Genomic DNA, 26,144 nt, shown 5'->3' on the forward strand with positions numbered 1-26,144 from the left:
CAAGGACAGGTGACCTACAAGCAGGCCCAGGTGCGGTATGGCATCCAGGGCCGGTCGACGGTTCTGGTATGGTTGCGCAAGCATGGTCGGCAGGATTGGAGCCAAGGGGCGTCGATTCGGGCCGAGAGGAGTTGCGCGATGTCTGACCCCAAAACGCTCACTCCAGAGCAGCGGATCAAAGAGCTTGAGCAGCAGCTTGAGTTGATGAGCCAGAAGGCTCAGTTCTTCGAGACCGTCGTCGATGTCCTGAAAAATGATTACGGTGTATCGGTCGTAAAAAAGCGATCCGGCAAGTCCTCTCGCAAGGTCAAGTCGCAGGACTGAGCATTGCCAGGGCTTGTCAGTTTCTTGGCATGAGCCGACAGGCTTACTACAAGCGCAATCGAGCTGCTGATAGCAAAGCACGCCAGGCAGATCGGGTTGTCGAATTTGTTCAACAAATCCGGATACGTCAGCCACGACTAGGCACACGAAAGCTGCACTATCTGCTGCATTGCCAGCCTGATAGGCGGCTCCAAATTGGCCGAGACCGACTATTTCAGGTCCTGGGAGAGCGCCGTTTGCTGGTGTTGCCCAAGCGGGCGTATCACAAGACAACACAAAGCTTTCACCGCTTCTACCGCCATCCGAACCTACTCAAGTCAGGCCCGAACCAGGTTGTCCCGTCAGGACCGGAGCACGTTTGGGCGGCGGACATTACTTACCTGCCAGCCAGTAGCGGCCCGCTGTACCTAAGCCTGGTAACGGATGCGTATTCCAGAAAAATTGTTGGCCACCATGTGCATGAAAGCCTGCATGCCAAGTCAGTTGCACAAGCCTTTAGGCAGGCCCTACGCAAACGGCAGCGTCGCCAGTCACTGGTCCACCACTCGGATCGCGGTATTCAAGGTGGATTCAACCGGTCGTTGCAACACCTTTGATCGTGGAGGTGTTTATGGGGCGACCTGCAGGGTGGATGCAGGAGTTGACGGGGCGAGGGGCAATGCGCTCGCCAGGTGCCCCGTCACTTCGCCGAGAGATCGAGCGGCTATTCTGGGAACAGATCGCAACCGGGATCACAAGCGAAAGGGCGGCAGAGGCTATTAGCGTATCGCCAGCGGTAGGCACACGCTGGTTCCGTCATCGCGGCGGAATGCCATTATTCATGTCGAACCACATATCAGGAAGGTACTTGTCGTTCGCTGAGCGAGAAGAGATCGGGCTGCTCCGGGCGCAAAGTGTTGGTGTGCGTGAGATTGCTCGCCGTCTTGGACGAAGTCCGTCGACCATTTCACGGGAGCTGACTCGTAACGCAGCAACTCGTAGCGGCCGGCTCGAGTATCGCGCTTCAGTCGCGCAGTGGAAGGCTGAATTGGTTGCCAAGAGACCGAAGCCGGCGAGATTGGTGACCAACCCGCAACTGCGCCATTACGTGCAAGAGCGCTTGGAAGGCAAGGTTCATAACGCTAATGGCCGTGAGATTGCCGGTCCTCTACAGGCACCATTCAAGGGACGAAATAAACCACATCGTGGTGACCGTAAATGGGTCAATGGTTGGTCACCCGAACAGATTGCCAACCGGCTGCAAATCGACTTCCCGGATGACAAGTCCATGCGTATTTCTCACGAAGCCATATATCAGGCTCTCTACATTCAAGGGCGAGGCGCTCTCAAGCATGAACTGGTGAGTTGCCTGCGTACTGGGCGGGCGTTGCGCGTACCAAGAGCCAGGGCGCAGGCCAAGGCATGGGCACATGTCAGCGAGGATGTCATGATTTCCAGCCGTCCTGCTGAGGTGGAGGATCGTGCCTTACCAGGGCATTGGGAGGGTGATCTGATCATTGGCCTGAACCGATCCGCCATCGGGACGCTGGTCGAGCGCTCAAGCCGATTTACCATGCTCGTTCATCTGCCTCGCGAGGAAGGTTACGGGCTGACTCCCCGGACGAAGAACGGCCCCGCTCTTGCTGGCTACGGTGCTGTCACCATGACCAATGCATTGAAGAGGGCCGTGACTGGCTTACCCGTTCAGCTGTGGCGATCATTGACTTGGGATCGTGGAAAGGAGTTATCGGATCACGTCCGCTTTACCATTGAGTCTGGAGTAAAAGTCTTCTTTGCCGACCCTCACAGTCCATGGCAGCGCGGTACGAACGAGAATACAAACGGTCTTCTACGGCAATATTTCCCGAAAGGCACCGACCTGTCTCGTTGGAGTTACCAAGAGATCCAAGCCGTAGCCCATACGCTGAACACTAGACCCAGGAAAACGCTCGGCTGGAAAACACCTGCCGAGGTACTGAATGACTATCTAACATCTATTCAGCAACCCAGTGTTGCGACGGCCGATTGAATCCACCCAATATTGCTCGGCGCTGTATCAGTCACTGCATGCACGGCATGGCGTCCAGTGCTCGATGACTGACGGATATGACTGCTACCAGAACGCGCTAGCTGAGCGCATCTACGGGATCCTCAAAACAGAGCTGCTGCTGAGTAGCCCTGAAAATCTGGAGCAGGCAAGGAAGATGGTTGCTGAAGCCGTGCAGATCTACAACACAGAGCGGCCTCACATGGCCCTGAAAAACAAAACGCCCGATGCGGTGCATCGGGCGTTTTGAGGCCTATCGGCCTACCTGAGCAGGTGTAAACCTATTTCAGGACTAGACAAGACCTGCCTCACCGCCACCCGCTCCGCCGAGCAGCGCCTGTCCCTCGCCGCGAGACCAGAGCAACCGATCCTGTCCGGCCGGGAATGGCACTCAAGGCCGGGGCCAGATGAAGGGTCGATCGGCGGATAGTTCCTCGGGGCTGGCCGTTTCACGTCTATAGTTCTGCATGCTCGGATGCCGTTCCTACCAGGACTCCCACAGGAGCAACAGGATGCGCTCATGGCATGGCGTAGTCACGAAAATCGCCAAGCAAGGCAAGGGCGCCGTGGTCAAGAATCGACTCGGCCCGGAAGAGCTTCTGGTGCCCTTCACAGTGAGTACGCTCGTCGAGGTCGACCTGGACGCAAGGATCTACGGAACGGATGTGGACGACACGCCCTGGGCGGAGGGCGACGAACGAAAGGAGGTGCTGGTCGGTACCGAAGTAGAACTGCTGACCGATACGGATACCTTTCCTACCCATGCGTCCCAGGTGCTCAGCGCCAATTTCCGTTTCGCCCTCGACATCGTCAAGGGAGGGCTCAGCGGCCCGGTCAGGAAAGGGGCGGTCCTGGTCATCTACCACGACTTCCAGCAGGAGATCCGGAGAGGCGACTCCGGCAGCGCCTTCGCGGAGGCGGTCGTCGCCTATGCGCGGAACAAGCTCTACAAGCCGGCCTTCGCGATCAAGGCCGATACCAACTACGCCCAGTTGGTTCGGGATCTAGGCAAGGTTGCCGCGGAGAGCGGCGAACAGTACTTCATCGATACGATCCTCATCGCCACCCACGGCACGGCTGGCCAACTCTGGCTGGGCAACCCCCACGGCGAGAGCACCGCGGACGTCATGGCCCGGCGTGTCCAGGGCAAGCAGTTCGTCGAGCCCCAGGCCTTTGGTGCGACCCTTCTCGAACTGTTCGGCAAGGAACTGGCCATCGCCCTCTACGGGTGCGACTTCGCCGGGGACGAGGACGGAGAAGCGGCGGCCCTCGAGCTGCGCATCGCCGCCAACGCGAGAGCGGTCTACGCCGGCAAGGGCACGGTGTATCTCAATGCCAGCAAAGAGGGTCGTTCCACGGTGACCTGCAGCAAGGCGATGGTGGTCTACCGGACCGACAAGATCGAGGTACTGGGTGGAAACCAGGTACCGGTATTCGATATCTGAGGCCCCGCCCCGCACTGTCATTGCCGATTGACCAGGATCTTCGGCCCCAGACGCTCCGCCTCGCCCCTGGCCTTTTCCCTGGGGAGAGCCTTAAGATCGGGAGTCCGCACTGGGGCGGACCTTCTCTTCCTGCGGGTGGTTTCTCCGGATGCTTCCAGACAGCATGGTGGGTAGCAGCGCGCGGCGCCTTCGTTTGCGGCGGACGCGCGGGCGTGTCGGGCTCGGCCTGGTGGCCGGGCTGTCGGTACTGGCAGGCATGACCGACGCCATCGGTTTCCTCGCCACCGGCGACTTCGTTTCCTTCATGAGCGGCAACACCACGCGCCTGGCGGTATCGCTGGGCGAGGGCGACTTCGGCGGGCTGGTGCGGCTGAGCGTCGCCCTGGCCAGTTTCGTCGTCGGCAACGCGCTGGGAGTGATACTGGCGCGCTTCAGCGGGCGCCGGGCGGCGCCGATCCTGGTCTGCTGCGCGATGCTGCTGGCGTTGTCGGCGGTCTGGCCATTCGACTGGAACGTGCCGGCGCTGGTCGCCGCGATCCTCGCCATGGGCATGCTCAACGCCGTGGTCGAGCAGGTCAACGGCCTGCCCATCGGCCTGACCTACGTCACCGGCGCCCTCTCCCGCTTCGGCCGCGGCCTCGGCCGCTGGCTGCTGGGCGAGCGGCGCAACGGCTGGCGGGTGCAACTGGTGCCCTGGAGCGGCATGTGCGTCGGCGCGGTGCTCGGCGCCCTACTGGAACAGCAACTGGGCCTCGCGGCGATGGCGGCGAGCGCAGCGCTGGCGGCTCTTCTCGCGTTGCTGGCACTGGTGATTCCGCGGCCATGGCAGATGGACTATATGGTGCGTTGAGCGGCCACTGCGGGGTTTGCCGCGTGCCACGACGGCCCGACGAATCCCCGGAACGGAGCGCAGCACTTCTTGACCTCGCCTGGAACCCCTCAATAGGATGCGTGCACACGCACCTATATGGAGTGGCGAGCCGATGAACCGCAGCGCCCTGGATTTCCGCCACTTCGTCGACCACCTGCGTCGCCAGGGTGACCTGGTGGACGTGCACACCGAGGTCGACGCCAACCTGGAGATCGGCGCCATCACCCGCCGGGTCTACGAACGCCGCGCACCCGCCCCGCTGTTCCACAACATCCGCGACAGCCTGCCCGGCGCGCGGGTACTGGGCGCGCCGGCCGGCCTGCGCGCCGACAGGGCCCGCGCCCATTCGCGCCTGGCGCTGCATTTCGGCCTGCCGGAACACAGCGGGCCGCGGGACATCGTGGCCATGCTGCGCGCCGCGATGCGCGCGGAACCGATCGCGCCGCGCCGGCTGGAGCGCGGGCCGGTGCAGGAAAACGTCTGGCTCGGCGAGCAGGTGGACCTGACCCGCTTCCCGGTTCCCTTGCTCCATGAGCAGGACGGCGGGCGCTATTTCGGCACCTACGGTTTCCACGTGGTACAGACGCCGGACGGCAGTTGGGACAGTTGGTCGGTGGGCCGGCTGATGCTGGTGGACCGCAACACCCTGGCGGGTCCGACCATTCCCACCCAGCACATCGGCATCATCCGCGAGCAATGGCGCCGCCTGGGCAAGCCGACGCCCTGGGCGATGGCCCTCGGCGCACCGCCGGCGGCACTCGCGGCGGCCGGCATGCCGTTGCCGGAGGGGGTCAGCGAAGCCGGCTACGTAGGCGCCCTGGTCGGCGAGCCGGTGGAGGTGGTGCGCACGCAGACCAACGGCCTGTGGGTTCCGGCCAATACCGAGATCGTCCTGGAGGGCGAGATCAGCCTCGACGAAACCGCGCTGGAAGGCCCGATGGGCGAATACCACGGCTATTCCTTCCCCATCGGCAAGCCGCAGCCGCTGTTCCACGTCCATGCGCTGAGCTTCCGCGACCAGCCGATCCTGCCGATCTGCGTCGCCGGCACGCCACCGGAGGAAAACCACACCATCTGGGGCACCATGATTTCCGCGCAACTGCTGGACGTGGCGCAGAACGCCGGACTGCCGGTGGACATGGTCTGGTGCTCCTACGAGGCGGCGACCTGCTGGGCCGTGCTGTCGATCGACGTGCAACGCCTGGCGGCCCTGGGCACCGACGCCGCGGCCTTCGCCGCACGGGTCGCCGAGACCGTCTTCGGCTCGCATGCCGGACACCTGGTGCCGAAGCTGATCCTGGTCGGCAACGACATCGACGTCACCGAGATCGACCAGGTGGTATGGGCGCTGGCGACCCGCGCGCATCCGCTGCACGACCATTTCGCCTTCCCGCAGATCCGTGACTTCCCGATGGTTCCCTACCTCGATGCCGAGGACAAGGCACGAGGCAGCGGCGGTCGGCTGGTGATCAACTGCCTGTACCCGGAACAGTTCGCCGGGCAAATGCGTGCCGCTACGGCGTCGTTCCGCCACGCCTATCCGACGGCGCTGCGCAGGCGAGTCGAAGAACGCTGGAGCGACTACGGATTCGGCGACGCCTGAGCGCTACAATCCCCGCCCTGGCGAAAGAGGATCGAGGAAGGTGACCGGGCCAATGACCGAGACGAACGCACTGGGGCTGCCCCAAGGCCCGCTGTACCTGATGACGGAGATCGTCCGCCAGCGCGAACGGCAACTCACCGCCCTGCTTGCCCCTCTCGAACTGGGGCTGCATGAATGGCGTGCGTTGCGGATCATCCACGCCTTCGACGGTGACGTGCCGATGAGCGTGCTCATCGAGCACTCACAGACCGACCGCACTGCGCTGGGCCGGACCATCGAACGGCTGGTGCGGCGCGGCTGGGTCAGCCGCCTGCCGGATCCGGACGACGGGCGCGCCGTGCTGGTGCGCCGCAGCCCCGCGGCACAGGCGGTGTTCGAGCAGGCCCTGGCACAGGTCGCAGGGCTCGACGAAAGGCTGCTGGCGGGTCTCGGCTCCGGCCCGGAAGAAGAGGCGCTGACCCTCGTCCTGGGCAAGTTGCTGCGGGCCTTCGACGGGCTTTCCCGCGTGAGGCAATAGCCTTTCGAGGGCATCTCCGGGTTTGCGAAGCAACTCTCATCCCGGTCATGGACTGTCCATCCGGCCCCCTATTTGCTGGCCGATTGATAGCATGGGCGGCCTTCGCAAGCCCATTCGACCTGCAATGCCACGACACCCGCACACCACCCTGCTCCTCTGCCTTTGCCTGACTCTGCCCGGTTGCGAGAGCGGCCGCAGCTACAGCCTTTCCGAAGGCGCGCCTGTCACAGGCATCCGCATCCAGCGCGACGACCGCTCGCCGTTGCAGCGCCTGCGGGACTGCGAACGCCAGGGTTGCAGCGAGCGGCAGAAGATCGACCCGTTCACCCCCGATCCTGACTACCTGCGCGCGGAAGGCCACTTCCCGCTGCCCTGGTAAGCTTCCCTCTTCGCCCGTTCCCGACGGGCTTTTTTCCGTTCCCGACAGATACCCTCAGCTGCCCTCAGCGCTTTCCTACGCACCAAGAAGGAAAGCCTCTCGCCTCTCTCGGAACGAGCCGATTTCTCGGCAGTCGCCGTTCGCATTCCATTGGTCACCCAACGGCAACCAGGATCAGCCATCACTGGTCTGCCCTCGCATGGAAACGGCCGCGCCCCCGGCGCCCCATGTCCGGCCCCACCCGCTAAGTCCAGAGGACCGAAGATGAACGACTACATCGCCCGGCTGCGCGAGAAATACGACGCCCATTTCGGTTGTGCGCCCGCCATGACCCTGGATTGCCGGGACTTCTGGAGACACTGCGTAGCGGCGCCGGAAATGGCGGTCTTCGCTTATCGCCTGGAAAGCACCCGGCGGCCGCACCATGTGGTGATCACCGCCGGGATGAGCCAGGCACCGATGCATTTCGCGCCCTACATGGGCAAGGCGCGCTGGTCCGCCGAGCTGATCTGCTATCTCGACGAACTGGGCGGCGATGACCTGCGCCACCTGCAATGGCTCGCCGGCCTGCCATTCCACGAGCGCCTCGCCCTGGGACATGGACATGCGGTGGCGTTCGGCTTCCCGCTCTACGAGCAGAGCCTGCTGCGGCACTTCCTTCTCCTCCCGGCGCCGCTGGAGGAGGATGCCTCCCTGTTCGACGGCTTCGCCCTGTCGGCGCATCCGGTCGACCTGCTGTGGGTCGTGCCGTTGACCGAGCAGGAATACCAGGTGAACGTCAAGGAACACCTCGAGGGCATCGCCAGGCTGCTGACCGACGCCGGCCACCCGCTCAGCCTCGACCGGCACCGCCATTGCTACGTCACCGGCCAGTCGCCGGAAGGGCTCGCACGGGTGCTGCACTAGCCCCGCAGGGAAAGACTAATAGCGCGGGCCCTACCTTCGTCGGGAAAGCGATGATGACGTTTTTCAATCGGTTCGATGCCGTTTTCCCCGCTTGCCGATCCGCTCGCCGTCTACGATTCTTGCTGGACGTGAGAACGGCTCCGGAGGGGCGCGTATGAAAACCGTGGCACAACTGTTGAACGCCAAGCAGAACCAGCAGGTGTACACCATCGGAGCGGACGAGATGGTGCTCGACGCCCTGCGCCTGATGGCGGAAAAGAACATCGGCGCGCTGCTGGTGGTGAACCATGGCGAGGTGGTCGGGGTGGTCAGCGAGCGCGACTATGCGCGCAAGATGGTCCTCAAGGGCCGTTCGTCCATCGGTACGCCGATCAGCGCGATCATGAGCGCGCCGGTGGTCAGCGTGGACTCGAAGCAGAGCGTCGACACCTGCATGAACCTGATGACCGATCGCCACCTGCGCCACCTGCCGGTCGTGGAAGACGGCCAGTTGCTCGGCCTGCTGTCCATCGGCGACCTGGTCAAGGCGGCGATCGCCGAGCAGGCCGAGCTGATCCAGCAACTGGAACAGTACATCCGCGGCGACTGAAGCGGGCGTGCCGGCCCTGCCCTTTTCCCGCCGGCTCACGCGATAATCCGCGGCTGTTGCCGTTGCGAGCCGCCGCCATGTCCTCTCCGCCGAAGATCCGCCGCTACATTCCCGCCGACCGCGATGCCACCCTCGCCATCTGGCTGGAGGCCTCGCGCGTCGGCCACGGTTTCCTCGGCGAAGCCGAGTTGCAGAAGCAGAAGGCACTGGTTCGCGATCATTATCTGGATGCCTCGGAAACCTGGCTGGCGCTGGACGGCGATACGCCGCTGGGCTTCATCGGCCTGCTCGATGCCTTCATCGGCGGCCTGTTCGTCGCCCCGACGGCCCACGGGCGCGGGATCGGCCGGCAACTGGTGGAGCACGCGGCAACCCTGAAGGGCGCGCTGGAGGTCGAGGTCTACGCCGCCAACCGCGAGGCGCTGGGGTTCTACGCGCGCTGCGGCTTCGTCGAGAGCGGCCGACGCCCGCGCGACGACGAGGGGCGCGCGCTGGAGATCGTCCAGTTGCGCCGCGAACACTAGTCGCCCTTACGGAAAACGCTCGGCGAGACGCCGCTCAGGCGCTTGAAGAAACGGGTGAAGTAGGCCGGCTCGCTGAAGCCGAGGCGGTCGGCGATCTCGTTCACCGTCATCGCCGTGTAGACCAGGTCGCGCTTGGCCTCCAGCAGCAGGCGCTGGTGCACGATGCCCAGTGCGGTCTGCCCGCTGAGGCGGCGCGCCACGCCGTTCAGGTGTGCCGGGGAGATGCCCAGGCGACGCGCGTACTCGTCGATTCCCAGGTGCTCGCGGAAATGCCGCTCGACCAGTTGCGAAAAGGCCGATAGGTATTCCTGACCGCGACCCGGCCGGGCCTCCGCCCGCCGGACCATCACCTGCCGCCCCAGCCACACCGCCAGCACGCCGATCAGCGACTGCAACAACAGCTCGCGCGCCGGCGCAGCGCCGGCGTACTCGCCGTCTATGGCGTCGAACAGCGTGTCGATATAGCGCCGGTCCGCGCCCACCGGGTACAACCCCGGCGCCTCCAGCGCCTGGCGCTGCGCGCCGAGGTGCGCCTGCAAGCGGGCCAGCAACGGTGCGGCGAGCGTCAGTACGTAGCCGTCGATGCGCTCGGAGAACTGGAAGCCATGGATGCACAACGGCGGTACGAACTGGATGGAGGGCTGCTCGACGCGAGTCGGCTCGCCCTCGACCTGGAGCTGCGCCCAGCCCTTGCGCACGTAGAGCAACTGAGCGAGATCGGCGTGCCGGTGCGGCTTGATCTCCCAATCGTGCAGGCGACTGCGGGCGGGGATCGACTCGCAGTGCAGCAGGTCCGGGGTCGGCCATTCGAGGGGCGCGCCGTAGAGCTTGAACACCGGGACGTCGCGGGTGGAATCCGTCATCGAGCCCTCCGAGCGAAATGGCCGATTGCCGAACAGAGTTTATAAAAGTCCAGAAATAGATCGGCAATTTGCCTTCTATAGCACCCCACGGCAAACAAAAATACAGCCACCTCCAGACAAGATCAGCGCCGGCGCATGCGCCGCCGGCCAGCCATAACAGCGAGAGGGCTATCCGCAATGAAGACTCAAGTCGCCATCATCGGCGCCGGTCCGTCCGGCCTCCTGCTCGGCCAGTTGCTGCACAAGGCCGGCATCGACAACGTGATCCTCGAACGCCAGACCCCGGACTACGTGCTCGGCCGCATCCGCGCCGGCGTGCTGGAACAGGGTATGGTCGACCTGCTGCGCGAGGCCGGCGTCGACCGGCGCATGGCGCGCGACGGGCTGGTCCACGAAGGCGTGGAGATCGCCTTCGCCGGGCAGCGCCGGCGCATCGACCTGAAGCGCCTGAGCGGCGGCAAGACGGTGACGGTCTACGGCCAGACCGAGGTCACCCGCGACCTCATGGAGGCCCGCGAAGCCTGCGGCGCCACTACCGTCTACCAGGCCGCCGAGGTGCGCCTGCACGACCTGCAAGGTGAGCGCCCCTACGTGACCTTCGAACGCGACGGCGAACGGCTGCGCCTGGATTGCGACTACATCGCCGGCTGCGATGGCTTCCACGGCATCTCGCGGCAATCGATCCCGGCGGAGCGGCTGAAGGTCTTCGAGCGGGTCTATCCGTTCGGCTGGCTCGGCCTGCTCGCCGACACCCCGCCGGTGAGCCACGAACTGATCTACGCCAACCATCCGCGCGGCTTCGCCCTGTGCAGCCAGCGTTCGGCCACCCGCAGCCGCTACTACGTGCAGGTGCCATTGTCGGAGAAGGTCGAGGACTGGTCCGACGAGCGCTTCTGGACGGAACTGAAGGCGCGACTCCCGTCCGAGGTGGCGGAGAAACTGGTGACCGGACCTTCGCTGGAGAAGAGCATCGCGCCGCTGCGCAGCTTCGTGGTCGAGCCGATGCAGCATGGCCGGCTGTTCCTCGCCGGCGACGCCGCGCACATCGTGCCGCCCACCGGCGCCAAGGGACTGAACCTGGCCGCCAGCGACGTCAGCACGCTCTACCGGCTGCTGCTGAAGGCCTACCGCGAAGGGCGCGGCGAACTGCTGGAACGCTACTCGGCAATCTGCCTGCGGCGGATCTGGAAGGCCGAACGCTTCTCCTGGTGGATGACTTCGGTGCTGCATCGCTTCCCCGACACCGACGCGTTCAGCCAGCGCATCCAGCAGACCGAACTGGAGTATTACCTGGGCTCCGAGGCGGGCCTGGCGACCATCGCCGAGAACTATGTCGGCCTGCCCTACGAGGAAATCGAGTAGGCCGCGCCACCCCGGCGCAACGCCGGGGCACCTTTCCCAAGGCGGGACGCAACGTTGGCGCAGGCGAATATCGACGAAAGACGGCCCACGGATCGATTCTCCGCGGCACCCCTACCCCAGGCGCAGTATGATGCCCGCTGCCTTCGCGTTCCGTCCGCCCCAGGTGCCGTCTTGTCCGATCTCGCCCAGAACCCGCCCGCCGTCCGTACCGTCCTCGCCGGCCTGATGCTGTCGATCTTCCTCAGCGCCCTCGACCAGACCATCGTCGCCGTCTCCCTGCCGGCGATCTCGGCCGACTACGCCGACCTCGACCTGCTGGCCTGGGTGATCTCGGCCTACATGGTGGCGATGACCGTATCGATGCCGATCTACGGCAAGCTCGGCGACCTCTACGGCCGCCGCCGTCTGATGCTCTTCGCCATCGTCGTGTTCACCGCCGCCTCGCTGCTTTGCGGGCTCGCGCAGAGCATGGGCCAACTGGTGCTGGCGCGAGTGCTGCAGGGGATCGGCGCGGGCGGGCTGATGGCGGTGAGCCAGGCGATCATCGGCGACATCGTCCCGCCGCGCGAGCGCGGCCGCTACCAGGGTTACTTCAGCAGCATGTACGCCATCGCCAGCGTCGCCGGCCCGGTGCTCGGGGGCCTGCTCACCGAGTACCTGTCGTGGCACTGGGTATTCTGGATCAACCTGCCGATCGGCCTTCTCGCGCTGGCCATCTCGCGGCGAACCCTGGTCGGCCTGCCGGTGCCGCGCCGGCAACCGGTGATCGACTACCTGGGCATCGTGCTGATGGTGGTGGGCCTCACCGCGCTGCTCCTGGCCATCACCCAGATCGGCCAGGGCGCAGCCTGGAGCGACCCTGCGCTGCTCGGCCTGTTCGCCCTGGCGGCGCTCGCCCTGCTGCTGTTCGTCGCCCAGGAGCGGCGCTTCCGCGAACCGCTGGTGCCGATGCAACTGTTCGCCGTCCGCGCCGCCACCCTCAGTTGGCTGGTTGCGTTCTTCGCCAGCTTCCAGGCCATCTCGCTGACCGTGCTGGTACCGCTGCGCTACCAGAGCGTTACCGGCGCCGGCGCCGACAGCGCCGCGCTGCATCTGCTGCCGCTGGTCATGGGCCTGCCGCTGGGCGCGTACTGCTGCGGGCGGCTGACCGCCAGCCTGGGACGCTACAAGCCGCTGATCCTGCTCGGCGCCGTCCTGTTGCCCTGCGGCATCGCCGGCCTGGCCCTGGTCCCGGTCGGCGACCACTGGCTGTCCGGGCTGTGCATGCTGCTCACCGGGATCGCCATCGGTACCCAGTTCCCGACCAGCCTGGTGGCCGCGCAGAACGCCGTGGAGCAACGCCACATCGGCGTCGCCACCAGCAACGCGACGTTGTTCCGCTCCCTCGGCGGGGCAGTCGGGGTGGCGCTGATGTCGGCGATCCTGCTGGCCCTGCTCAAGCACCTGCGGATCGGCGGCGGGCTCGACCAGGGCTTTTCCGAGAGCGCCCTGCTGAGCAGCCTGGACGCCGCCAGCGGGCCGGCCCGGGTGATCCTCCAGCATGTCCTCGCGGATGCCTTCAAGGTGCTCTTCCTGGTCAACGCGGCGGTGGCGCTGCTCGGCCTGGCGGTGGCCTCGGCACTGCCCGACATGACCCTGCGCGGCCGCGGCGCGACGCAACCGACGGCAGGCGAGTGAGCGGACGCCGATAATCGAACGCTTTCGTCCCGTCGGCGACGGCGTCCGGTTTACAAAAGTAACCGTTCGGTACATTTTCCCGGCATCGATGACATCATTGCTGTGGAGGCTGCGCCATGACGCGCACGGTACTGGTCCTGAACGGCCCCAACCTGAATCTGCTCGGCACCCGCGAGCCACAGACCTACGGCCGGCGGACCCTGGGCGAAATCGCCGACGAATGCGCGGCCTTCGCCGAGACGCGCGGCTTCGCCGTGGACTTCCGCCAGACCAACCAGGAAGGCCAACTGCTCGACTGGATCCACCAGGCCCGCGGCCGGGTCGCCGGCATCGTCATCAACCCCGCCGCCTGGACCCACACCTCGGTGGCGCTGCGCGATGCCCTGGCCGCGGTGGAACTGCCGGTGGTCGAAGTGCACCTGTCCAACGTCCACCAGCGCGAAGCGTTCCGCCACCACTCCTACGTCTCGCCGGTGGCGCTGGGAGTGATCTGCGGATTCGGCAGCCTCGGCTACCGCCTGGCCCTGGAACATTTCGCCGAGCGTTTCGAGGCGGCCGCATGAGCGCGCCGCGATCGGTTCTCGCCGGCCTGATCGGTGCCGGCATCCAGGCGTCGCGGACCCCTGCCCTGCACGAGCGCGAGGGCGACGCCCAGGGCATCCGCTATCTGTACCGGCTGATCGATCTCGACCCGCTGGGCAAGTCGGCGGACGACCTGGAGTTCCTGCTCGCCGCCGCCAGCGACCTCGGCTTCACCGGGCTGAACGTCACCTTCCCCTGCAAGCAGGCGATCATCCCCCTGCTCGACGACCTCTCCGCCGAGGCACGCGGCATCGGCGCGGTGAACACCGTGGTGCTGCGCGATGGCCGGCGCATCGGCCACAACACCGACTGCCTGGGCTTCGCCGAGGGCTTTCGGCGCGGCCTGGCCGACGCGCCGCGCCAGCGCGTGGTGCAGATGGGCGCGGGCGGCGCCGGCGCGGCAGTGGCCCATGCGCTGCTCGCCGAGGGCGTCGAGCGGCTGGTCCTGTTCGACGTCGACCCGGCGCGGGCCCAGGCCCTCGCGGACAACCTCAACCAGCACTTCGGCGCGCCACGAGCGCTCGCCGGCAGCGACCTGGCCGGCGCCCTGGGCGACGCCCAGGGATTGGTCAACACCACCCCGGTGGGCATGGCCAAGCTACCCGGCATGCCGGTGCCGGCGGAACTGTTGCGCGCCGACCTGTGGGTCGCCGAGGTGATCTACTTTCCGCTGGAAACCGAGCTGCTGCGCCAGGCCCGCGCCCTCGGCTGCCGCACACTGGACGGCGGCACCATGGCGGTGTTCCAGGCGGTGAAGGCATTCGAACTGTTCAGCGGGGTGACGGCCGACGCCGCGCGCATGCAGGCGCACTTCGCCAGCCTGGGCGACTGAGTGGCGCCCCTCTCCCACCAAGGGGAGAGGGGACCGGAGTCAGGCACGGATGTAGCGCAATACCGCCTCGCCAATCATCCGCCGGTGCCGCTGGCGAACCTCGGCGTCGTGCAGGTCGGTGCGAAAGATCCGCGACACGGTGTAGCGATTGGACACCCGGTAGAAGCAGAACGAACTGATCAGCATGTGCACGTCGAGCGCCTCCAGCCCGGCGCGGAACACCCCTTCCGCTTCGCCGCGGCGGAGAATCTCGGCGATGCTCTGGACGATCGAGCTGTTGACGCTCTGCACCAGTTCGCTGCTGGCGATGTGCTCGCCCTTGTGGATGTTCTCGATGCTGATGATGCGCACGAAATCCACGTGCCGGTCGTGGTAGTCGAAGCTGAACTCCACCAGCTTCTCCATCGCCTTGGCCGGCGGCAGCGCGCCCAGCCGCAGGGTGCCCTCGATACCGCGGATGTCGCTGTAGAGCTTCTCCAGCACGGCCTGGTAGAGCTGCTCCTTGCTGCCGAAGTAGTAATAGATCATCCGCTTCGAGGTATGCGTGCGCTCGGCGATGGCGTCCACCCGCGCACCCGAGAGGCCCTGGGCGACGAACTCGTCGATGGCGGCGCGGAGGATGTCCTGGCGGGTCTTCTCGGGATTGTTCTTGCGTCCCTTGCCGCGCGGAGCGGATTCCTCCACGACGGCGGGATCAGGCTTGGACATCGGTGACTCACTCGTGGCCGGCGGGAATTGCGGCCGATTATGCGGGGCCCGCCCGGCTGTAGGAAGAGCACCTGCCGGAGCCCCGACAATTCTCACAGCTTGACCCGGCGCACACCCCGCCGCGCTTGCGCCATCGCCGCCAGGCGCACCGGCACGTTGGCCGCGCCGTAGCCGGCGTAGCCGTGGCGGCGCTGGAGGATCTCGAAGAAGAAGCGCTCCTCGAACGGCTCGGTGAACACATGGAACAGCTCGCCGCCCTGGGCGTCGCGGTCGTAGAGGACGTTGTAGTAGGCCAGTTCGCTGAGGAACTCGTCGTCGAAGTCGAAGCGCGCGGCGAGGTCGTCGTAATAGTTCAGCGGGATTTCCAGCAGTGCGACCCCGGCCTCCTTGGCCTGGGCCACGGCGGCGAAGATGTCGGCGCAATCGAAGGCGATGTGGTGCACGCCGGAACCGCGATAGCTGGACAGCGAACGGGCGATGGCGGTGTTGCGGTCCTCGGAAATGTTCAGCGGCAGGCGCACGCTGCCGCAGGGGCTACGCACGGCGCGACTGGTGACCAGGCCATAGGGGTCGGGCAGCACCACCTCGTCATCGGCGCCGAAGTCGAACAGGCTCTTGTAGAACAGCACCCAGCTGTCCAGGCCTTCGGCGGGCAGCGCCAGGGCCACGTGGTCGACGCGCCGCAGGCCGAGGCCGGAGGTGTCGGCGTCGTTCGTCACGAAGTCGCTGTCGTAGATGCTGCGGCCCTCGGTGTGCCGCTCGACCAGATACAGCAGGCTGCCGTCGAGGGCGCGCACCGCCGGGATTTCCCGCTCGTTGGGGCCGAGCAGTCCGCGGTACGGCTGGCCTCCGTACGCACGAGCGCGCTCCAGCGCCTGGCCGGCGTCACGCACGCACAGCGCGGTGGCGCACAAGGACGGTCCGTGGGCCTCGAAGAAACCGTGGGCGAAGGAATAGGGCTCGGCGTTCAGTACCAGGTTGATGTCGCCCTGGCGCAACAGGCTGACATTCTTCGAACGGTGCTCGCCGGCCCTGGCGAAGCCCAGTCGCTGCAACCACTGGCCAAGGCGCGCGCCGAGCGTCTCGTCGACGGCGAACTCGAGGAACTCGATGCCGTCGCAGAGGCTCGCCGGCGGCGGCGCGAACAGCTCGTCCACCGCCACGTGCGGCGTCTGGCGTTGCAGGTGCTCGCGGGTCTTCTCCTCGAGGTAGAGCAGCGAGCGCAGGCCGTCGACGGCGTTGGCGCGGGTCGGCGCGGCGCGGAAGCCGTCGTTGAAGACCTCCAGCGACAGCGGACCGCGATAGCCGGACGCGACGACCGGCGCGAGGAAGCCTGCCAGGTCGAAGCCGCCCTGACCCGGGAAGCAGCGGAAGTGCCGGCTCCATTCCAGCACGTCCATTGCCAGCAAGGGCGCGTCGGCCATCTGCACGAAGAAGATCTTTTCCCCCGGAAGATCGGCGATGCCGCGGGGATCGCCGTCCAGCGAGAGGGTGTGGAAGCTGTCGAGGATCAGCCCGAGGTTCGCCTGGTCGGCCCGCCGCACCAGGTCCCAGGCCTGCTCCCAGGTGTTCACCTGGCGCCCCCAGGCCAGCGCCTCGTAGCCGATGCGCAGGCCGCGGACGGCGGCGCGCTCGGCCAGCTGCCGGAGGTCATCGGCCAGCAGCGCCGGTTCGCCGAGGGCATCGGCAGCGACGTTGCTGCACACCAGCACCAGGTCGGTGCCGAGTTCCTGCATCAGGTCGAACTTGCGTTCGGCGCGCTCCAGATTTCGCCCCAGGCGTTCCCGGCGGCAGCCCTCGAAGTCGCGGAACGGCTGGAACAGCAGGATCTCCAGGCCCAGGTCGGCACACAGCCGGCGTACGTCGCGCGGGCTGCCGTCGTAATGAAGCAGGTCGTTCTCGAAGATTTCCACCCCGTCGAAACCGGCGGCGGCGATGGCCTCGAGCTTTTCCGGCAGGGTGCCGCTCAGGGATACGGTGGCGATCGAACGCTGCATGCTTCGACTCCTCAATGCGCCCTACGGCGCCTGGCGCCGCGCGAGGGCCGGCGGCGGAACGGCGGAGGCGCGGATAGCCCGCGCGGGATGCGCCGGGAAGCCACTTCGGGTCGCTGAGACCGCTCGCCCGGCAAGCCGATTATTGGTTTGCGCCAACTGCCGGGCAACGCAAAATGTACGAACTGGTTAGTATTCCGTTCGAATATCGAACGGAAGCACGATTATCGAATTGACGCTTTTTCGACCAATCGCGCACCATCGCTGCCACCCGTGCAGGCCGTCCCGATCTGCCGGAAGCGCTCCGCGCTTCTTTCCGGGCACCTGCGCAACCCACGCGACATAACAATTTCAAGAATCGGGTACCCGCTCATGTCCATCGCCGACCTCTCCGTCCGCCCTCCATCCCGTCCGCTGGCCGCTCGTCCGGCCCGACCGCCCCTGGCCCGCTGACACCGGCGCGGCCCCTGGCCCGCCCGCGTGCAACCCAGAACGACAAATCCAGGCCGGGCGCCCAGGCACCGGCCGCCGAAAGGATGGCCCCGTCAATGATCCACTCTTCCAGCTCTCGACTGCTCGCCGCCGACGCCCCGCGGGAATCCCGCGGCGGCAGGATCCGCAACGCCTTCGCCGTCGGCCGGACGCGCTGGGGCATGCTCGCCCTGGTGTTCTTCGCCACCACCCTGAACTACATCGATCGCGCCGCCCTCGGCGTGATGCAGCCGATCCTTGCCGAGAAGATGAGCTGGACGGCAATGGACTACGCCAACATCAACTTCTGGTTCCAGGTCGGCTACGCCATCGGCTTCATCCTCCAGGGCCGCTTCATCGACAAGGTCGGGGTCAAGCGCGCGTTCTTCCTCGCCGTGTTGCTCTGGAGCCTGGCCACCGGCGCCCACGGCCTGGCGACCTCGGCGGCGGGCTTCATGGTCTGTCGCTTCATCCTCGGCCTGACCGAGGCGGCCAACTACCCGGCCTGCGTGAAGACCACCCGCCTGTGGTTCCCCGCCGGGGAACGGGCGGTGGCCACCGGCATCTTCAACGCCGGCACCAATGTCGGCGCGATGGTCACCCCGGCCCTGTTGCCGCTGATCCTCGGCGTCTGGGGCTGGCAGGCGGCGTTCCTCTGCATGTCGGCGCTGGGCCTGGTCTGGCTGGTGTTCTGGTGGCGCAACTACTACAACCCCGAGGAGCATCCGCGGGTGAAGCAGAGCGAGCTGGAATACATCCAGCAGCAGGAGGAGCCGCCCGCCACCCGCGTGCCCTTCTCGCAGATTCTCCGCCGCCGCGGCACCTGGGCCTTCGCCCTGGCCTACTCGATCACCGCGCCGGTGTTCTGGTTCTACCTCTACTGGCTGCCGCCGTTCCTCAACCAGCAGTACGGCCTGGGCATCAGCGTGACGCAGATGGGCATCCCGCTGATCCTGATCTGGTTGACCGCCGACTTCGGCAGCGTCGGCGGCGGCATCCTTTCGTCCTGGCTGATCGGCCGCGGCATGCCGGCGATCCGCGCGCGCCTGCTATCGATGCTGCTGTTCGCCTGCACCATCGTCGGCGTGGTGTTCGCCGCCAACGCCAGCGGCCTGTGGATCGCCGTGCTGGCCATCGCCCTGGCGGTCGGCGCGCACCAGGCGTGGACGGCGAACATCTGGAGCCTGGTGATGGACTACACGCCCAAGCACCTGATGAGCACGGTGTTCGGCTTCGGCGGCATGTGCGCGGCGCTGGGCGGGATGTTCATGACCCAGATCGTCGGCGGCGTACTGACCGCGACGAACAACAACTACGCGGTGCTCTTCACCATGATCCCGGCGATGTACTTCATCGCCCTGACCTGGCTGTACTTCATGGCTCCGCGCCGGATCGAAGCCTGAGTCCAAGCGCCCGGCGCTCGCCGGGCACCTCCCTGCCTAGAGAACAAGAACGAAGGGACACACCCATGTCGCACCCGAGCCACGTCCGCGCGCTCTGCGCTTCCCTCTGCCTGGGCGCCGGCCTGCCAGTCCATGCCGGGCACGTCCACGCCGGGCAAGGTTTCCTCGAAGACGCCAAGGCCAGCCTCACCGCGCGCAATTTCCACCTGCACCGCAACTTCGTCGGCGATGCCAGCCAGGGCAAGGCCGAGGAGTGGACGCAGAGCTTCATCCTCGACGCCCGCTCCGGCTTCACCCAGGGCAGCGTCGGCTTCGGCCTCGATGTCCTTGGTCTCTACAGCCTGAAGCTGGATGGCGGCAAGGGAACGGCCGGCACCCAACTGCTGCCGATCCACGACGACGGCCGCCCGGCCGACGACTTCGGACGCCTGGCGGTGGCCGGCAAGCTGCGCGTCTCGAACAGCGAACTGAAGATCGGCGAATGGATGCCGGTGCTGCCGATCCTCCGCTCCGACGATGGCCGCTCGCTGCCGCAGACCTTCCGCGGCGGCCAGCTCAGCGCCAACGAGATCGCCGGCCTGACCCTCTACGCCGGCCAGTTCCGCGGCAACAGCCCGCGCAACGACGCAAGCATGCAGGACATATCGCTGTTCGGCCGGCCAGCCGCCACTTCCGACCGCTTCGATTTCGCCGGCGGCGAATATCGCTTCAATGGCGAACGCAGCCTGCTCGGCCTGTGGAACGCCGAGCTGAAGGACATCTACCGCCAACAGTACCTGCAACTGCAACACAGCCAGCCGCTCGGCGACTGGCTGCTGGGCGCCAACCTCGGCGGATTCCGTGGCCGCGACGCTGGCAGCGCGCGCGCCGGCAAGCTCGATAACCGCACCGTTTCCGCGCTGTTCTCCGCGCGCTATGGGCTGCATACCCTCTATCTCGGCCTGCAGAAGGTCAGTGGCGACGACGGCTGGATGCGGGTCAACGGCACCAGCGGCGGAACCCTGGCCAACGACAGCTACAACGCCAGCTACGACAATCCCGGCGAGCGCTCCTGGCAACTGCGCTACGACTTCGACTTCGTTGGCCTCGGCCTACCCGGCCTGACCTTCATGACCCGCTACCTGCATGGCGACCATGTGCGCCTGGCCGGAGTCACCGACGACGGCAGCGAATGGGGACGCGAGAGCGAGCTGGGCTACACGCTGCAGAGCGGCGCCTTCAAGCGTCTCAACGTCCGCTGGCGCAACTCCAGCCAGCGCCGCGACTGGGGCAGCAATACCCGCTTCGACGAGAACCGGCTGATCGTCAGCTATCCGCTGAGCCTGTTGTGAAGCCTACGCGCCGACCCCGTTGCGTTCAGCGGCCACGGCGCCAGGCGACCACCAGGCCGCTGGCGCAGATGACGAGGATGCCGAGCAGCGCCCAGGCATCCGGCACGTGGCCGAACACCAGCAGGCCGAGCAGGCCGGCGAAGATGATCTGGCCATAGCTGAACGGCGCCAGGGTCGCCGGCGGCGCATGGCGGAAGGCCTGGGTCAGCAGCAGGTGGCCGCCCATGCCGCAACCGCCCAGGGCGATCATCATCAGGCCGTGGAGAAGACTTGGAGTCTGCCAGAAGAACGGCACCAGCAGGCTCATGATGAGCGTGTTGAAGATGCCGGCGAGGAAGTTGCTGGTGGTCGGGCTGTCGCTGTTGGCGAGCATCCGCGTGAGCAGTTGGTAGAGCCCGAAGCACAGCGCCGAGCCGAGCGGGAACAACGCCGCCGGGGTGAACAGCGCGCCACCGGGACGCACGATGAAGAGCACGCCGATGAAGCCGGTGAGCACCGCCAGCCATTGGCCGAGGCTGACCTTCTCCTTCAGCAGCGGCACGGATAACGCGGTCACCAGCAGCGGTGCCAGGAAGTTCACCGCGGTCGCCTCGGCCAAGGGCAGGTAGCGCAGGCCGGTGGTGAAGAACAGGCTGGTGCCGATCAGGCACAGCGCCCGCGCCAACTGCATGAGCGGACGGCGGCTGCGGATCACCGCGAGGCCGTTGCGCGGCACGAACACGGCGACCATCAACAGGGTGTGCACCAGGTAGCGGGCCCAGACCACCATGACGATCGGGTAGAAACCGGAAAGGAACTTGGACAACCCGTCGTGGCTGGCGAACAGGAACACCGCGGCACAGATCAGCAGGATGCCGCGCAGGGTCTGGTCGCTGGCGGGCAGCGGGGAGGTGGATGCGTTCATCGGAGGGTCCGGGCACCAGGGCAGATCGATAGCAGGCTATTTATTCTGACGGTACCCGCCATCGAGGAAAGAAACGATCGGCTTCAACGTTTGGAAACTATAGAACCCCGTTCCATTATGCAAACGGGCAACCTGCCTGCGCGGTGGCGCTACAGGCGGGCGAGCAGCGCCCGGGTCCGCTCGATCGCCAGCCGCGCCCGCTCCGCGCCATCCACGCCGCGCGCGAGCAGATCCAGCGCGGGCACCTCCAGGCTCAGCGGCAGGTTCTCCGGCAAGGCGCGCAGCAGCGCCAGCAGATCGAGCCCGCCATCGCCAGGGAAGCGCCGTTCCTCGCGGGCCTGGCGAAGGATTTCGTCCATCGACGTCGGACGCGGCCCGACGACATCGCAGAGTTGCGCGTAGCCCAGGCGCGCAGGCGGGATCGCCCGCAGGTCTTCCAGGCTGCTGGCCGAGCGGTCGAAATGGAAGGCGTCCAGCAACAGGCCGGCGTTATCCCGCGCCGCCGCCTCGACCACCCGCGCGGCCTGCCGCAGGTCGCGGATCCCGGTCCAGGGCATGAACTCCAGGTGCGGGTCGAGGCCGAGCGGCCGCGCCAGGTCGCACAACGCGGCGAAATTGTCCGCGCTGCGCCGTTCGTCGTCATCGTTGCCGGCCACCAGCACATAGCGCGCGCCGAACTCGGCGCCGACCTCCAGCACCGCGGCGAACTCGCCGACGCGGGTGTCCGGACGCAGGCGCAGGATCTCCACGTCCAGCGTGCGCACTCCGCTGTCGCGCAGCCGCGCCAGGGTCCGCCGGCGCAGGCCGGCATCGGCCAGCAGCGGATAGTGGTGCTCTTCCACGGTGGCCGGCACCAGGCGCAGGCCGACATGACTGTAGCCGGCGCGGGCGGCAGCCTCGACCATGTCCGGGGGCGACAGCTCGAGCACGGTGAGCGCCGCCAGGGAAAGAATCCTCGATTCCATGCACTACCTCATCGTCAGCGGTTCAGAAACTGGCCGGCGCGCAGGCCCGGCCACTGCGCGCGGCCTCGCGAACCGCCTCGACCAGCGCCAGGGTGCGAGCGGCGTCGGTGGCATCCATCAATGGCGCTTCCTCGCCCCGCGCGACCCGGACGAAGTGCTCTAGCTGGCGTTGTAGGGGGTCGCCTGTCGCCACGGCCTCCACGCTGGCCGCCAGCGGGTCGTGCCAGCCCTGCCGGGCCTCGGCGTAGCGCCAGCGGCGGAGCTGGGGAAGGCTCAGGGCACCCTCGGTGCCGGCCAGCAGGTAGCAGGGTTGCTCGGCCTGGCGCGGATAGACCGGGTTCTCCCCGGCTGCCAGCTCCCAGCTCCAGGGCGCCGCCGCAGCGTCGCAACCGGTCAGGCTGCCCAGGGCGCCATTGGCGAAGCGCAGGAGCAGCGCGATGTTGTCTTCGTTGGGCAGGCCACGGATAGCGTTGCCGGCCAGCGCCTGCACCTCCCGCACTTCCCCGCACAGGTGGCGGAGCAGGTCGAGGTCATGGATCAGGTTGGTCAGCAACATTCCCGCACCGGGCTCGCGACGCCAGGCCACCTCGAAATAACTGTCGGGCTTCTTCAACTGCCAGAGCGCGGTGACCGACAGCAACCGACCGAGCGCGCCCTCGGCGATCAATTGGCGCGCCCGCACGACCAGCGGATTGTGCCGACGATGGTGACCGACCAGCAGCGGAACGCCAGATCGCCGGGCGACGGCCACCAGCTCGCTCACTTCGTCGAGCTGCACGCCGACCGGTTTTTCCAGCAGCAGCGGCACCCCGGCGGCGAGGCAGTCGAGGGCGGTGGCGACATGCAGGTTGTTCGGATTGGCGACGATCGCCGCTTGCGGCCGGGCTTCTTCCAGCAACCTCCGATGATCGCCGAACCAGGGCACGCCGGCGTCCGCGGCGAACGCCTGGCCCTGCGGATCGGCCACCGCACACAGGCGCGCGCCGGCGATTCGCTGCAAGCGGTGGTAATGCTGGCGGCCCATATTGCCGGCGCCGATGAGGGCGATGCGAAGCGGTGCGTCCAAGGCGGTCCCCAATCGTTGTTTTCTTGTTCGCTTCAAGATTCCAGAACGTCGTTCCAGATTTAGCGAGGGAGATTATTTGAACGAATGGCTGGCCCCGCGCAAGAGCGCTTCGAGACGGCACTACCGCCGGCGCATCCATGGAAGTGCGGAAAGGCCCGCCGCATGCGGGCTCGTGACAGGCAAGAAAGCGTTCGCTATTCGAACGCTGATGTCGGGAAAGGACTGGGGCCGGGCCGGATGGCTCAGCGGAACAGCTCGGACGCCTGGCTGGCGTGGGACAGGTCCTGCGCCGCGGCCAGGAGCAGGGGCGCCAGTTCGTGCATGCGCGCCTCGCCGAAGCGTGCGCTCGGCCCGGCCACGCTGAGCACGCCGAGAGCCCGTCCGTCCTCGGGGTGGCGCACCAGTGCGGCCATCGCCGCCATGCCCGGCGCCGAGCATTCGATCTGCCAGGCATAGCCGTGCTCGCGGGCGCGCTTCAGGTAGCGCAGCAGCTCGCTCCTGGAGCGCGGCGCGTTGGGACCGAAGTCCCGCGCCGCCCCTACGCCCTGGCGCTCCACCAGCGCCAGCGCCGCCTTGTCGCTCAGGCTGGCCAGCCAGGCGTGCCCGGATGCGGTGTAGAACAGCGGCGCCTCGCGCCCCATGTCGGGGTCGTAGCGTAGCCCGGAGGTGGCGCCCTGGGACTTGGCGATCCAGGTCTGGCGATCGCCTTCGATCACCCCCAGGCGCACCAGTTCGCCGGTCTCCCGGGCGAGCCCGTCGAGCACCGGCTGGACCAGGTCGACCACCCCGCTGGAAGCGAGGAAGCGGAAGCCCAGCGCGGCCAGGCGGGTGCTGAGGCGGTAGCGGCTGGTGTCGTCGTCCTGGCGCACGTAACCGAGCCGGATCAGCTCGGCGAGCATGCGGTGCGCGGCGCTCTTGGGGATATCCAGGCGGTCCGCCAGTTGTTGCAGGGGCAGGCCACGGGCATCGCTGGCGAGGAGTTCGAGCAAGCCGAGGGCGCGTTCGATGAGGCTACCGGCCATGGAGGGGCGTTCCTGAGTCGAGGAAAGGCAGGATTCTAGAATCTGGTTCCGGATTTTCACAGCCTGGCGAAGGTCGAGATTTCACAGGGTTTCGTTCGATCAGCGAACCGATAAACGATTATCGGATTGCCACTCCCCATGGCCCTCCGTAATGTGTCTGCACCCCGGCAGGCCGAGCGCCTCCGCTACAAAAACAACAGGGGAATCCCGACATGCCGCAGCACGCCTTGCCTTCCGCCGCCTGCACCTGAGCCACGCGTCCGACCCTCGTCCCACGCCCTCACTCTCGCCGCGGAACCCGTCCCATGAACAGCCCCAGCCTGCCCGCCGTCGAACGACTCGACGTGCAAGCCTTCATCAATGCCCAGCCGCTTTCGCCGTACCAATGGCGGATCGTCCTGCTGTGCTTCCTGATCGTCTTCCTCGATGGCCTCGACACCGCCGCGATGGGCTTCATCGCTCCGGCGCTGACCCAGGACTGGGGCATCGACCGCGCCAGCCTCGGGCCGGTGATGAGCGCCGCGCTGATCGGCATGGTCTTCGGCGCCCTCGGCTCCGGACCGCTGGCCGACCGCTACGGACGCAAGCTGGTATTGGTCGCGGCGGTCTTCCTCTTCGGCCTGTTCAGCCTGGCCTCGGCCTACAGCACCAACGTCGAGCAACTGCTGGCGCTGCGCTTCCTCACCGGCCTCGGCCTCGGCGCGGCGATGCCCAACGCCACCACCCTGCTTTCCGAATACACCCCCGAGCGCCTCAAGTCGCTGCTGGTGACCAGCATGTTCTGTGGCTTCAACCTGGGCATGGCCTGCGGCGGATTCGTCTCGGCGAAGCTGATCCCGCTGTTCGGCTGGCACAGCCTGCTGCTGCTCGGCGGCCTGCTACCGCTGGTCCTGGCGGTAGTCCTGCTGTTCCGCCTGCCGGAATCGGCGCGCTACCTGGTGGTGCGCAACCGCGGCAGCGAGCGGGTACGCCAGGTGCTGGCCCCCATCGCCCCGGCGCAGGTGGCGCTGGCACGGAGTTTCCACGTCCCCGAGCAGCAGACGGTGCAGGCCCGCAACGTGTTCGCGGTGATCTTTTCCGGTACCTACAGCGCCGGCACCCTGCTGCTCTGGCTGACCTACTTCATGGGCCTGGTGATCGTCTACCTGCTCACCAGCTGGCTGCCGACCCTGATGCGCGATAGCGGCGCGAGCCTGGAGCAGGCGGCGTTCATCGGCGCGCTGTTCCAGTTCGGCGGGGTGCTCAGCGCCGTAGCGGTGGGCTGGGCGATGGATCGCTTCAACCCGCACAAGGTGATCGGCCTGTTCTACCTGCTGGCGGGGGTGTTCGCCTGGTGCGTCGGCCAGAGCCTCGGCCAGGTCACCCTGCTGGCGACCCTGGTGCTGCTGGCCGGCATGTGCATCAACGGCGCGCAGTCGGCGATGCCGTCGCTGGCGGCGCGCTTCTATCCGACCCAGGGGCGGGCCACGGGGGTCTCCTGGATGCTCGGTATCGGCCGCTTCGGCGCCATCCTCGGCGCCTGGATCGGCGCCACCCTGCTGGGCCTGGGCTGGAACTTCGAACAGGTGCTGACCGCCCTGGTGCTGCCGGCTGCACTGGCCACCGCCGCGGTGCTGCTGAAGGGGTTGGTCAGTCACGCGGATGCGGGGTGAAACTGCCCCATCGCGTAGGACGCATAACCGCTTGCGGTTATCCGCCGCCGGGCTTCGGTGTATCGGCGGATAACGCCCATGGCGTTATTCGCCCTACTCCAAGGGTGGGCATCGCGTAGGACGCATAA

General features: G+C 66.8%; 23 protein-coding genes and 2 pseudogenes. 18 read left to right on the top strand and 7 right to left on the bottom strand.

All coding sequences use genetic code 11. The annotated features are described in order from the left end of the window. The 11 genes and pseudogenes from HMPREF1224_RS44390 to HMPREF1224_RS26195 all read left to right on the top strand — a co-directional run. Nucleotides 1-887 (top strand): annotated as a pseudogene (locus tag HMPREF1224_RS44390) (IS3 family transposase); the annotation flags it as partial. A 68-nt stretch (nt 888-955) separates the two neighbouring features. After that, the gene (locus HMPREF1224_RS44395; protein WP_078451229.1) at nt 956-2,332 is read left to right on the top strand and encodes an IS30-like element ISPa37 family transposase; all 1,377 of its coding nucleotides are present in this window, start codon (nt 956-958) and stop codon (nt 2,330-2,332) included. Nucleotides 2,333-2,339: 7 nt separating this feature from the next. Next, nucleotides 2,340-2,600 (top strand): annotated as a pseudogene (locus tag HMPREF1224_RS0112225) (transposase); the annotation flags it as partial. Between the two features lie 262 nt (nt 2,601-2,862). Beyond that, nucleotides 2,863-3,795, top strand: a complete 933-nt coding sequence (locus HMPREF1224_RS26160; RefSeq protein ID WP_003106171.1) for a hypothetical protein — start codon at nt 2,863-2,865, stop codon at nt 3,793-3,795. Between the two features lie 163 nt (nt 3,796-3,958). After that, nucleotides 3,959-4,645, top strand: a complete 687-nt coding sequence (locus HMPREF1224_RS26165; protein WP_003106170.1) for a YoaK family protein — start codon at nt 3,959-3,961, stop codon at nt 4,643-4,645. 133 nt (nt 4,646-4,778) lie between these two features. Beyond that, complete coding sequence (gene hudA, locus HMPREF1224_RS26170) at nt 4,779-6,269, top strand: UbiD family decarboxylase HudA (protein ID WP_003115722.1); 1,491 nt, start codon at nt 4,779-4,781, stop codon at nt 6,267-6,269. 40 nt (nt 6,270-6,309) lie between these two features. Continuing rightward, nucleotides 6,310-6,786, top strand: coding sequence for a MarR family winged helix-turn-helix transcriptional regulator (locus HMPREF1224_RS26175; protein ID WP_003121665.1), 477 nt, complete (start codon nt 6,310-6,312; stop codon nt 6,784-6,786). A 91-nt stretch (nt 6,787-6,877) separates the two neighbouring features. Then, complete coding sequence (locus HMPREF1224_RS26180; RefSeq protein WP_003123838.1) at nt 6,878-7,165, top strand: hypothetical protein; 288 nt, start codon at nt 6,878-6,880, stop codon at nt 7,163-7,165. 264 nt (nt 7,166-7,429) lie between these two features. Further along, nucleotides 7,430-8,071, top strand: a complete 642-nt coding sequence (locus HMPREF1224_RS26185; protein ID WP_003118118.1) for a suppressor of fused domain protein — start codon at nt 7,430-7,432, stop codon at nt 8,069-8,071. Between the two features lie 154 nt (nt 8,072-8,225). Further along, nucleotides 8,226-8,660 carry a CBS domain-containing protein gene (locus HMPREF1224_RS26190; RefSeq protein ID WP_003112686.1) on the top strand — a complete coding sequence of 145 codons (435 nt, stop codon included), beginning with the start codon at nt 8,226-8,228 and terminating at the stop codon, nt 8,658-8,660. 77 nt (nt 8,661-8,737) lie between these two features. Beyond that, the gene (locus HMPREF1224_RS26195) at nt 8,738-9,184 is read left to right on the top strand and encodes a GNAT family N-acetyltransferase (RefSeq protein WP_003084100.1); all 447 of its coding nucleotides are present in this window, start codon (nt 8,738-8,740) and stop codon (nt 9,182-9,184) included. Here HMPREF1224_RS26195 and HMPREF1224_RS26200 read toward each other — a convergent pair. Next, entirely contained in the window at nt 9,181-10,047 is an 867-nt protein-coding gene (locus HMPREF1224_RS26200; protein ID WP_003084097.1) for a helix-turn-helix domain-containing protein, read from the bottom strand. The two genes, HMPREF1224_RS26195 and HMPREF1224_RS26200, sit on opposite strands and share 4 nt — an antisense overlap. Nucleotides 10,048-10,224: 177 nt before the next feature. Between HMPREF1224_RS26200 and pobA the strand changes: the two genes are divergently transcribed. From pobA to HMPREF1224_RS26220, 4 genes are all read left to right on the top strand, one after another. After that, nucleotides 10,225-11,409: a 4-hydroxybenzoate 3-monooxygenase gene (gene pobA, locus HMPREF1224_RS26205; RefSeq protein ID WP_003112685.1), complete on the top strand. Its 1,185-nt coding sequence runs from the start codon at nt 10,225-10,227 to the stop codon at nt 11,407-11,409. A gap of 171 nt (nt 11,410-11,580) precedes the next feature. After that, the gene (locus tag HMPREF1224_RS26210) at nt 11,581-13,086 is read left to right on the top strand and encodes an MDR family MFS transporter (protein WP_003115723.1); all 1,506 of its coding nucleotides are present in this window, start codon (nt 11,581-11,583) and stop codon (nt 13,084-13,086) included. Nucleotides 13,087-13,202: 116 nt separating this feature from the next. Beyond that, nucleotides 13,203-13,649 (top strand): type II 3-dehydroquinate dehydratase, encoded by a 447-nt coding sequence (gene aroQ / locus HMPREF1224_RS26215; RefSeq protein WP_003106162.1) that lies wholly within the window; start codon nt 13,203-13,205, stop codon nt 13,647-13,649. Next, the gene (locus HMPREF1224_RS26220; protein WP_003112680.1) at nt 13,646-14,500 is read left to right on the top strand and encodes a shikimate dehydrogenase; all 855 of its coding nucleotides are present in this window, start codon (nt 13,646-13,648) and stop codon (nt 14,498-14,500) included. Before aroQ ends, HMPREF1224_RS26220 begins: the two co-directional genes overlap by 4 nt. Nucleotides 14,501-14,539: 39 nt before the next feature. Here the strand turns inward: HMPREF1224_RS26220 and HMPREF1224_RS26225 are convergent, their stop codons facing one another. After that, the gene (locus HMPREF1224_RS26225) at nt 14,540-15,208 is read right to left on the bottom strand and encodes a TetR/AcrR family transcriptional regulator (RefSeq protein WP_003101858.1); all 669 of its coding nucleotides are present in this window, start codon (nt 15,206-15,208) and stop codon (nt 14,540-14,542) included. A 92-nt stretch (nt 15,209-15,300) separates the two neighbouring features. After that, the gene (gene quiC / locus HMPREF1224_RS26230; RefSeq protein ID WP_003112679.1) at nt 15,301-17,205 is read right to left on the bottom strand and encodes a 3-dehydroshikimate dehydratase QuiC; all 1,905 of its coding nucleotides are present in this window, start codon (nt 17,203-17,205) and stop codon (nt 15,301-15,303) included. 545 nt (nt 17,206-17,750) lie between these two features. On the opposite strand from quiC, the gene HMPREF1224_RS26235 reads away from it, so the two are divergent. Both HMPREF1224_RS26235 and HMPREF1224_RS26240 read left to right on the top strand, forming a co-directional pair. After that, on the top strand, nt 17,751-19,076 hold the full coding sequence (locus tag HMPREF1224_RS26235; RefSeq protein WP_003101861.1) for an MFS transporter: 1,326 nt from the start codon (nt 17,751-17,753) through the stop codon (nt 19,074-19,076). 65 nt (nt 19,077-19,141) lie between these two features. Next, nucleotides 19,142-20,407, top strand: a complete 1,266-nt coding sequence (locus HMPREF1224_RS26240) for an OprD family porin (protein WP_010793565.1) — start codon at nt 19,142-19,144, stop codon at nt 20,405-20,407. A gap of 25 nt (nt 20,408-20,432) precedes the next feature. Here HMPREF1224_RS26240 and HMPREF1224_RS26245 read toward each other — a convergent pair whose 3' ends face one another. The 4 genes from HMPREF1224_RS26245 to HMPREF1224_RS26260 all read right to left on the bottom strand — a co-directional run bounded on the left by HMPREF1224_RS26245 (nt 20,433) and on the right by HMPREF1224_RS26260 (nt 24,364). After that, entirely contained in the window at nt 20,433-21,311 is an 879-nt protein-coding gene (locus tag HMPREF1224_RS26245) for a DMT family transporter (RefSeq protein ID WP_003101866.1), read from the bottom strand. Nucleotides 21,312-21,460: 149 nt separating this feature from the next. Beyond that, on the bottom strand, nt 21,461-22,276 hold the full coding sequence (locus tag HMPREF1224_RS26250; RefSeq protein WP_003084082.1) for a sugar phosphate isomerase/epimerase family protein: 816 nt from the start codon (nt 22,274-22,276) through the stop codon (nt 21,461-21,463). A 22-nt stretch (nt 22,277-22,298) separates the two neighbouring features. Beyond that, the gene (locus tag HMPREF1224_RS26255; RefSeq protein WP_003101871.1) at nt 22,299-23,342 is read right to left on the bottom strand and encodes a Gfo/Idh/MocA family protein; all 1,044 of its coding nucleotides are present in this window, start codon (nt 23,340-23,342) and stop codon (nt 22,299-22,301) included. A gap of 242 nt (nt 23,343-23,584) precedes the next feature. Next, nucleotides 23,585-24,364: an IclR family transcriptional regulator gene (locus tag HMPREF1224_RS26260; protein ID WP_003101874.1), complete on the bottom strand. Its 780-nt coding sequence runs from the start codon at nt 24,362-24,364 to the stop codon at nt 23,585-23,587. Between the two features lie 305 nt (nt 24,365-24,669). Between HMPREF1224_RS26260 and HMPREF1224_RS26265 the strand changes: the two genes are divergently transcribed. Next, the gene (locus HMPREF1224_RS26265) at nt 24,670-26,016 is read left to right on the top strand and encodes a 4-hydroxybenzoate transporter PcaK (RefSeq protein WP_003101875.1); all 1,347 of its coding nucleotides are present in this window, start codon (nt 24,670-24,672) and stop codon (nt 26,014-26,016) included. Nucleotides 26,017-26,144: the final 128 nt, after the last annotated feature.

The sequence above is a fragment of the Pseudomonas sp. P179 genome, assembly GCF_000478485.2.
Taxonomy (GTDB): domain Bacteria; phylum Pseudomonadota; class Gammaproteobacteria; order Pseudomonadales; family Pseudomonadaceae; genus Pseudomonas; species Pseudomonas aeruginosa.

What these genes read in the sequence shown, in the direction of transcription:
- HMPREF1224_RS44395 (WP_078451229.1), top strand. Translation starts at nt 956, where the DNA reads ATGCAGGAGTTGACGGGGCGAGGGGCAATGCGCTCGCCAGGTGCCCCG.
- HMPREF1224_RS26250 (WP_003084082.1), bottom strand. Translation starts at nt 22,276, where the DNA reads ATGGAATCGAGGATTCTTTCCCTGGCGGCGCTCACCGTGCTCGAGCTG.
- quiC (WP_003112679.1), bottom strand. Translation starts at nt 17,205, where the DNA reads ATGCAGCGTTCGATCGCCACCGTATCCCTGAGCGGCACCCTGCCGGAA.
- pobA (WP_003112685.1), top strand. Translation starts at nt 10,225, where the DNA reads ATGAAGACTCAAGTCGCCATCATCGGCGCCGGTCCGTCCGGCCTCCTG.
- hudA (WP_003115722.1), top strand. Translation starts at nt 4,779, where the DNA reads ATGAACCGCAGCGCCCTGGATTTCCGCCACTTCGTCGACCACCTGCGT.
- HMPREF1224_RS26225 (WP_003101858.1), bottom strand. Translation starts at nt 15,208, where the DNA reads ATGTCCAAGCCTGATCCCGCCGTCGTGGAGGAATCCGCTCCGCGCGGC.
- aroQ (WP_003106162.1), top strand. Translation starts at nt 13,203, where the DNA reads ATGACGCGCACGGTACTGGTCCTGAACGGCCCCAACCTGAATCTGCTC.
- HMPREF1224_RS26185 (WP_003118118.1), top strand. Translation starts at nt 7,430, where the DNA reads ATGAACGACTACATCGCCCGGCTGCGCGAGAAATACGACGCCCATTTC.
- HMPREF1224_RS26190 (WP_003112686.1), top strand. Translation starts at nt 8,226, where the DNA reads ATGAAAACCGTGGCACAACTGTTGAACGCCAAGCAGAACCAGCAGGTG.
- HMPREF1224_RS26235 (WP_003101861.1), top strand. Translation starts at nt 17,751, where the DNA reads ATGATCCACTCTTCCAGCTCTCGACTGCTCGCCGCCGACGCCCCGCGG.
- HMPREF1224_RS26265 (WP_003101875.1), top strand. Translation starts at nt 24,670, where the DNA reads ATGAACAGCCCCAGCCTGCCCGCCGTCGAACGACTCGACGTGCAAGCC.
- HMPREF1224_RS26200 (WP_003084097.1), bottom strand. Translation starts at nt 10,047, where the DNA reads ATGACGGATTCCACCCGCGACGTCCCGGTGTTCAAGCTCTACGGCGCG.
- HMPREF1224_RS26165 (WP_003106170.1), top strand. Translation starts at nt 3,959, where the DNA reads ATGGTGGGTAGCAGCGCGCGGCGCCTTCGTTTGCGGCGGACGCGCGGG.
- HMPREF1224_RS26240 (WP_010793565.1), top strand. Translation starts at nt 19,142, where the DNA reads ATGTCGCACCCGAGCCACGTCCGCGCGCTCTGCGCTTCCCTCTGCCTG.
- HMPREF1224_RS26180 (WP_003123838.1), top strand. Translation starts at nt 6,878, where the DNA reads ATGGGCGGCCTTCGCAAGCCCATTCGACCTGCAATGCCACGACACCCG.
- HMPREF1224_RS26260 (WP_003101874.1), bottom strand. Translation starts at nt 24,364, where the DNA reads ATGGCCGGTAGCCTCATCGAACGCGCCCTCGGCTTGCTCGAACTCCTC.
- HMPREF1224_RS26195 (WP_003084100.1), top strand. Translation starts at nt 8,738, where the DNA reads ATGTCCTCTCCGCCGAAGATCCGCCGCTACATTCCCGCCGACCGCGAT.
- HMPREF1224_RS26220 (WP_003112680.1), top strand. Translation starts at nt 13,646, where the DNA reads ATGAGCGCGCCGCGATCGGTTCTCGCCGGCCTGATCGGTGCCGGCATC.
- HMPREF1224_RS26245 (WP_003101866.1), bottom strand. Translation starts at nt 21,311, where the DNA reads ATGAACGCATCCACCTCCCCGCTGCCCGCCAGCGACCAGACCCTGCGC.
- HMPREF1224_RS26160 (WP_003106171.1), top strand. Translation starts at nt 2,863, where the DNA reads ATGCGCTCATGGCATGGCGTAGTCACGAAAATCGCCAAGCAAGGCAAG.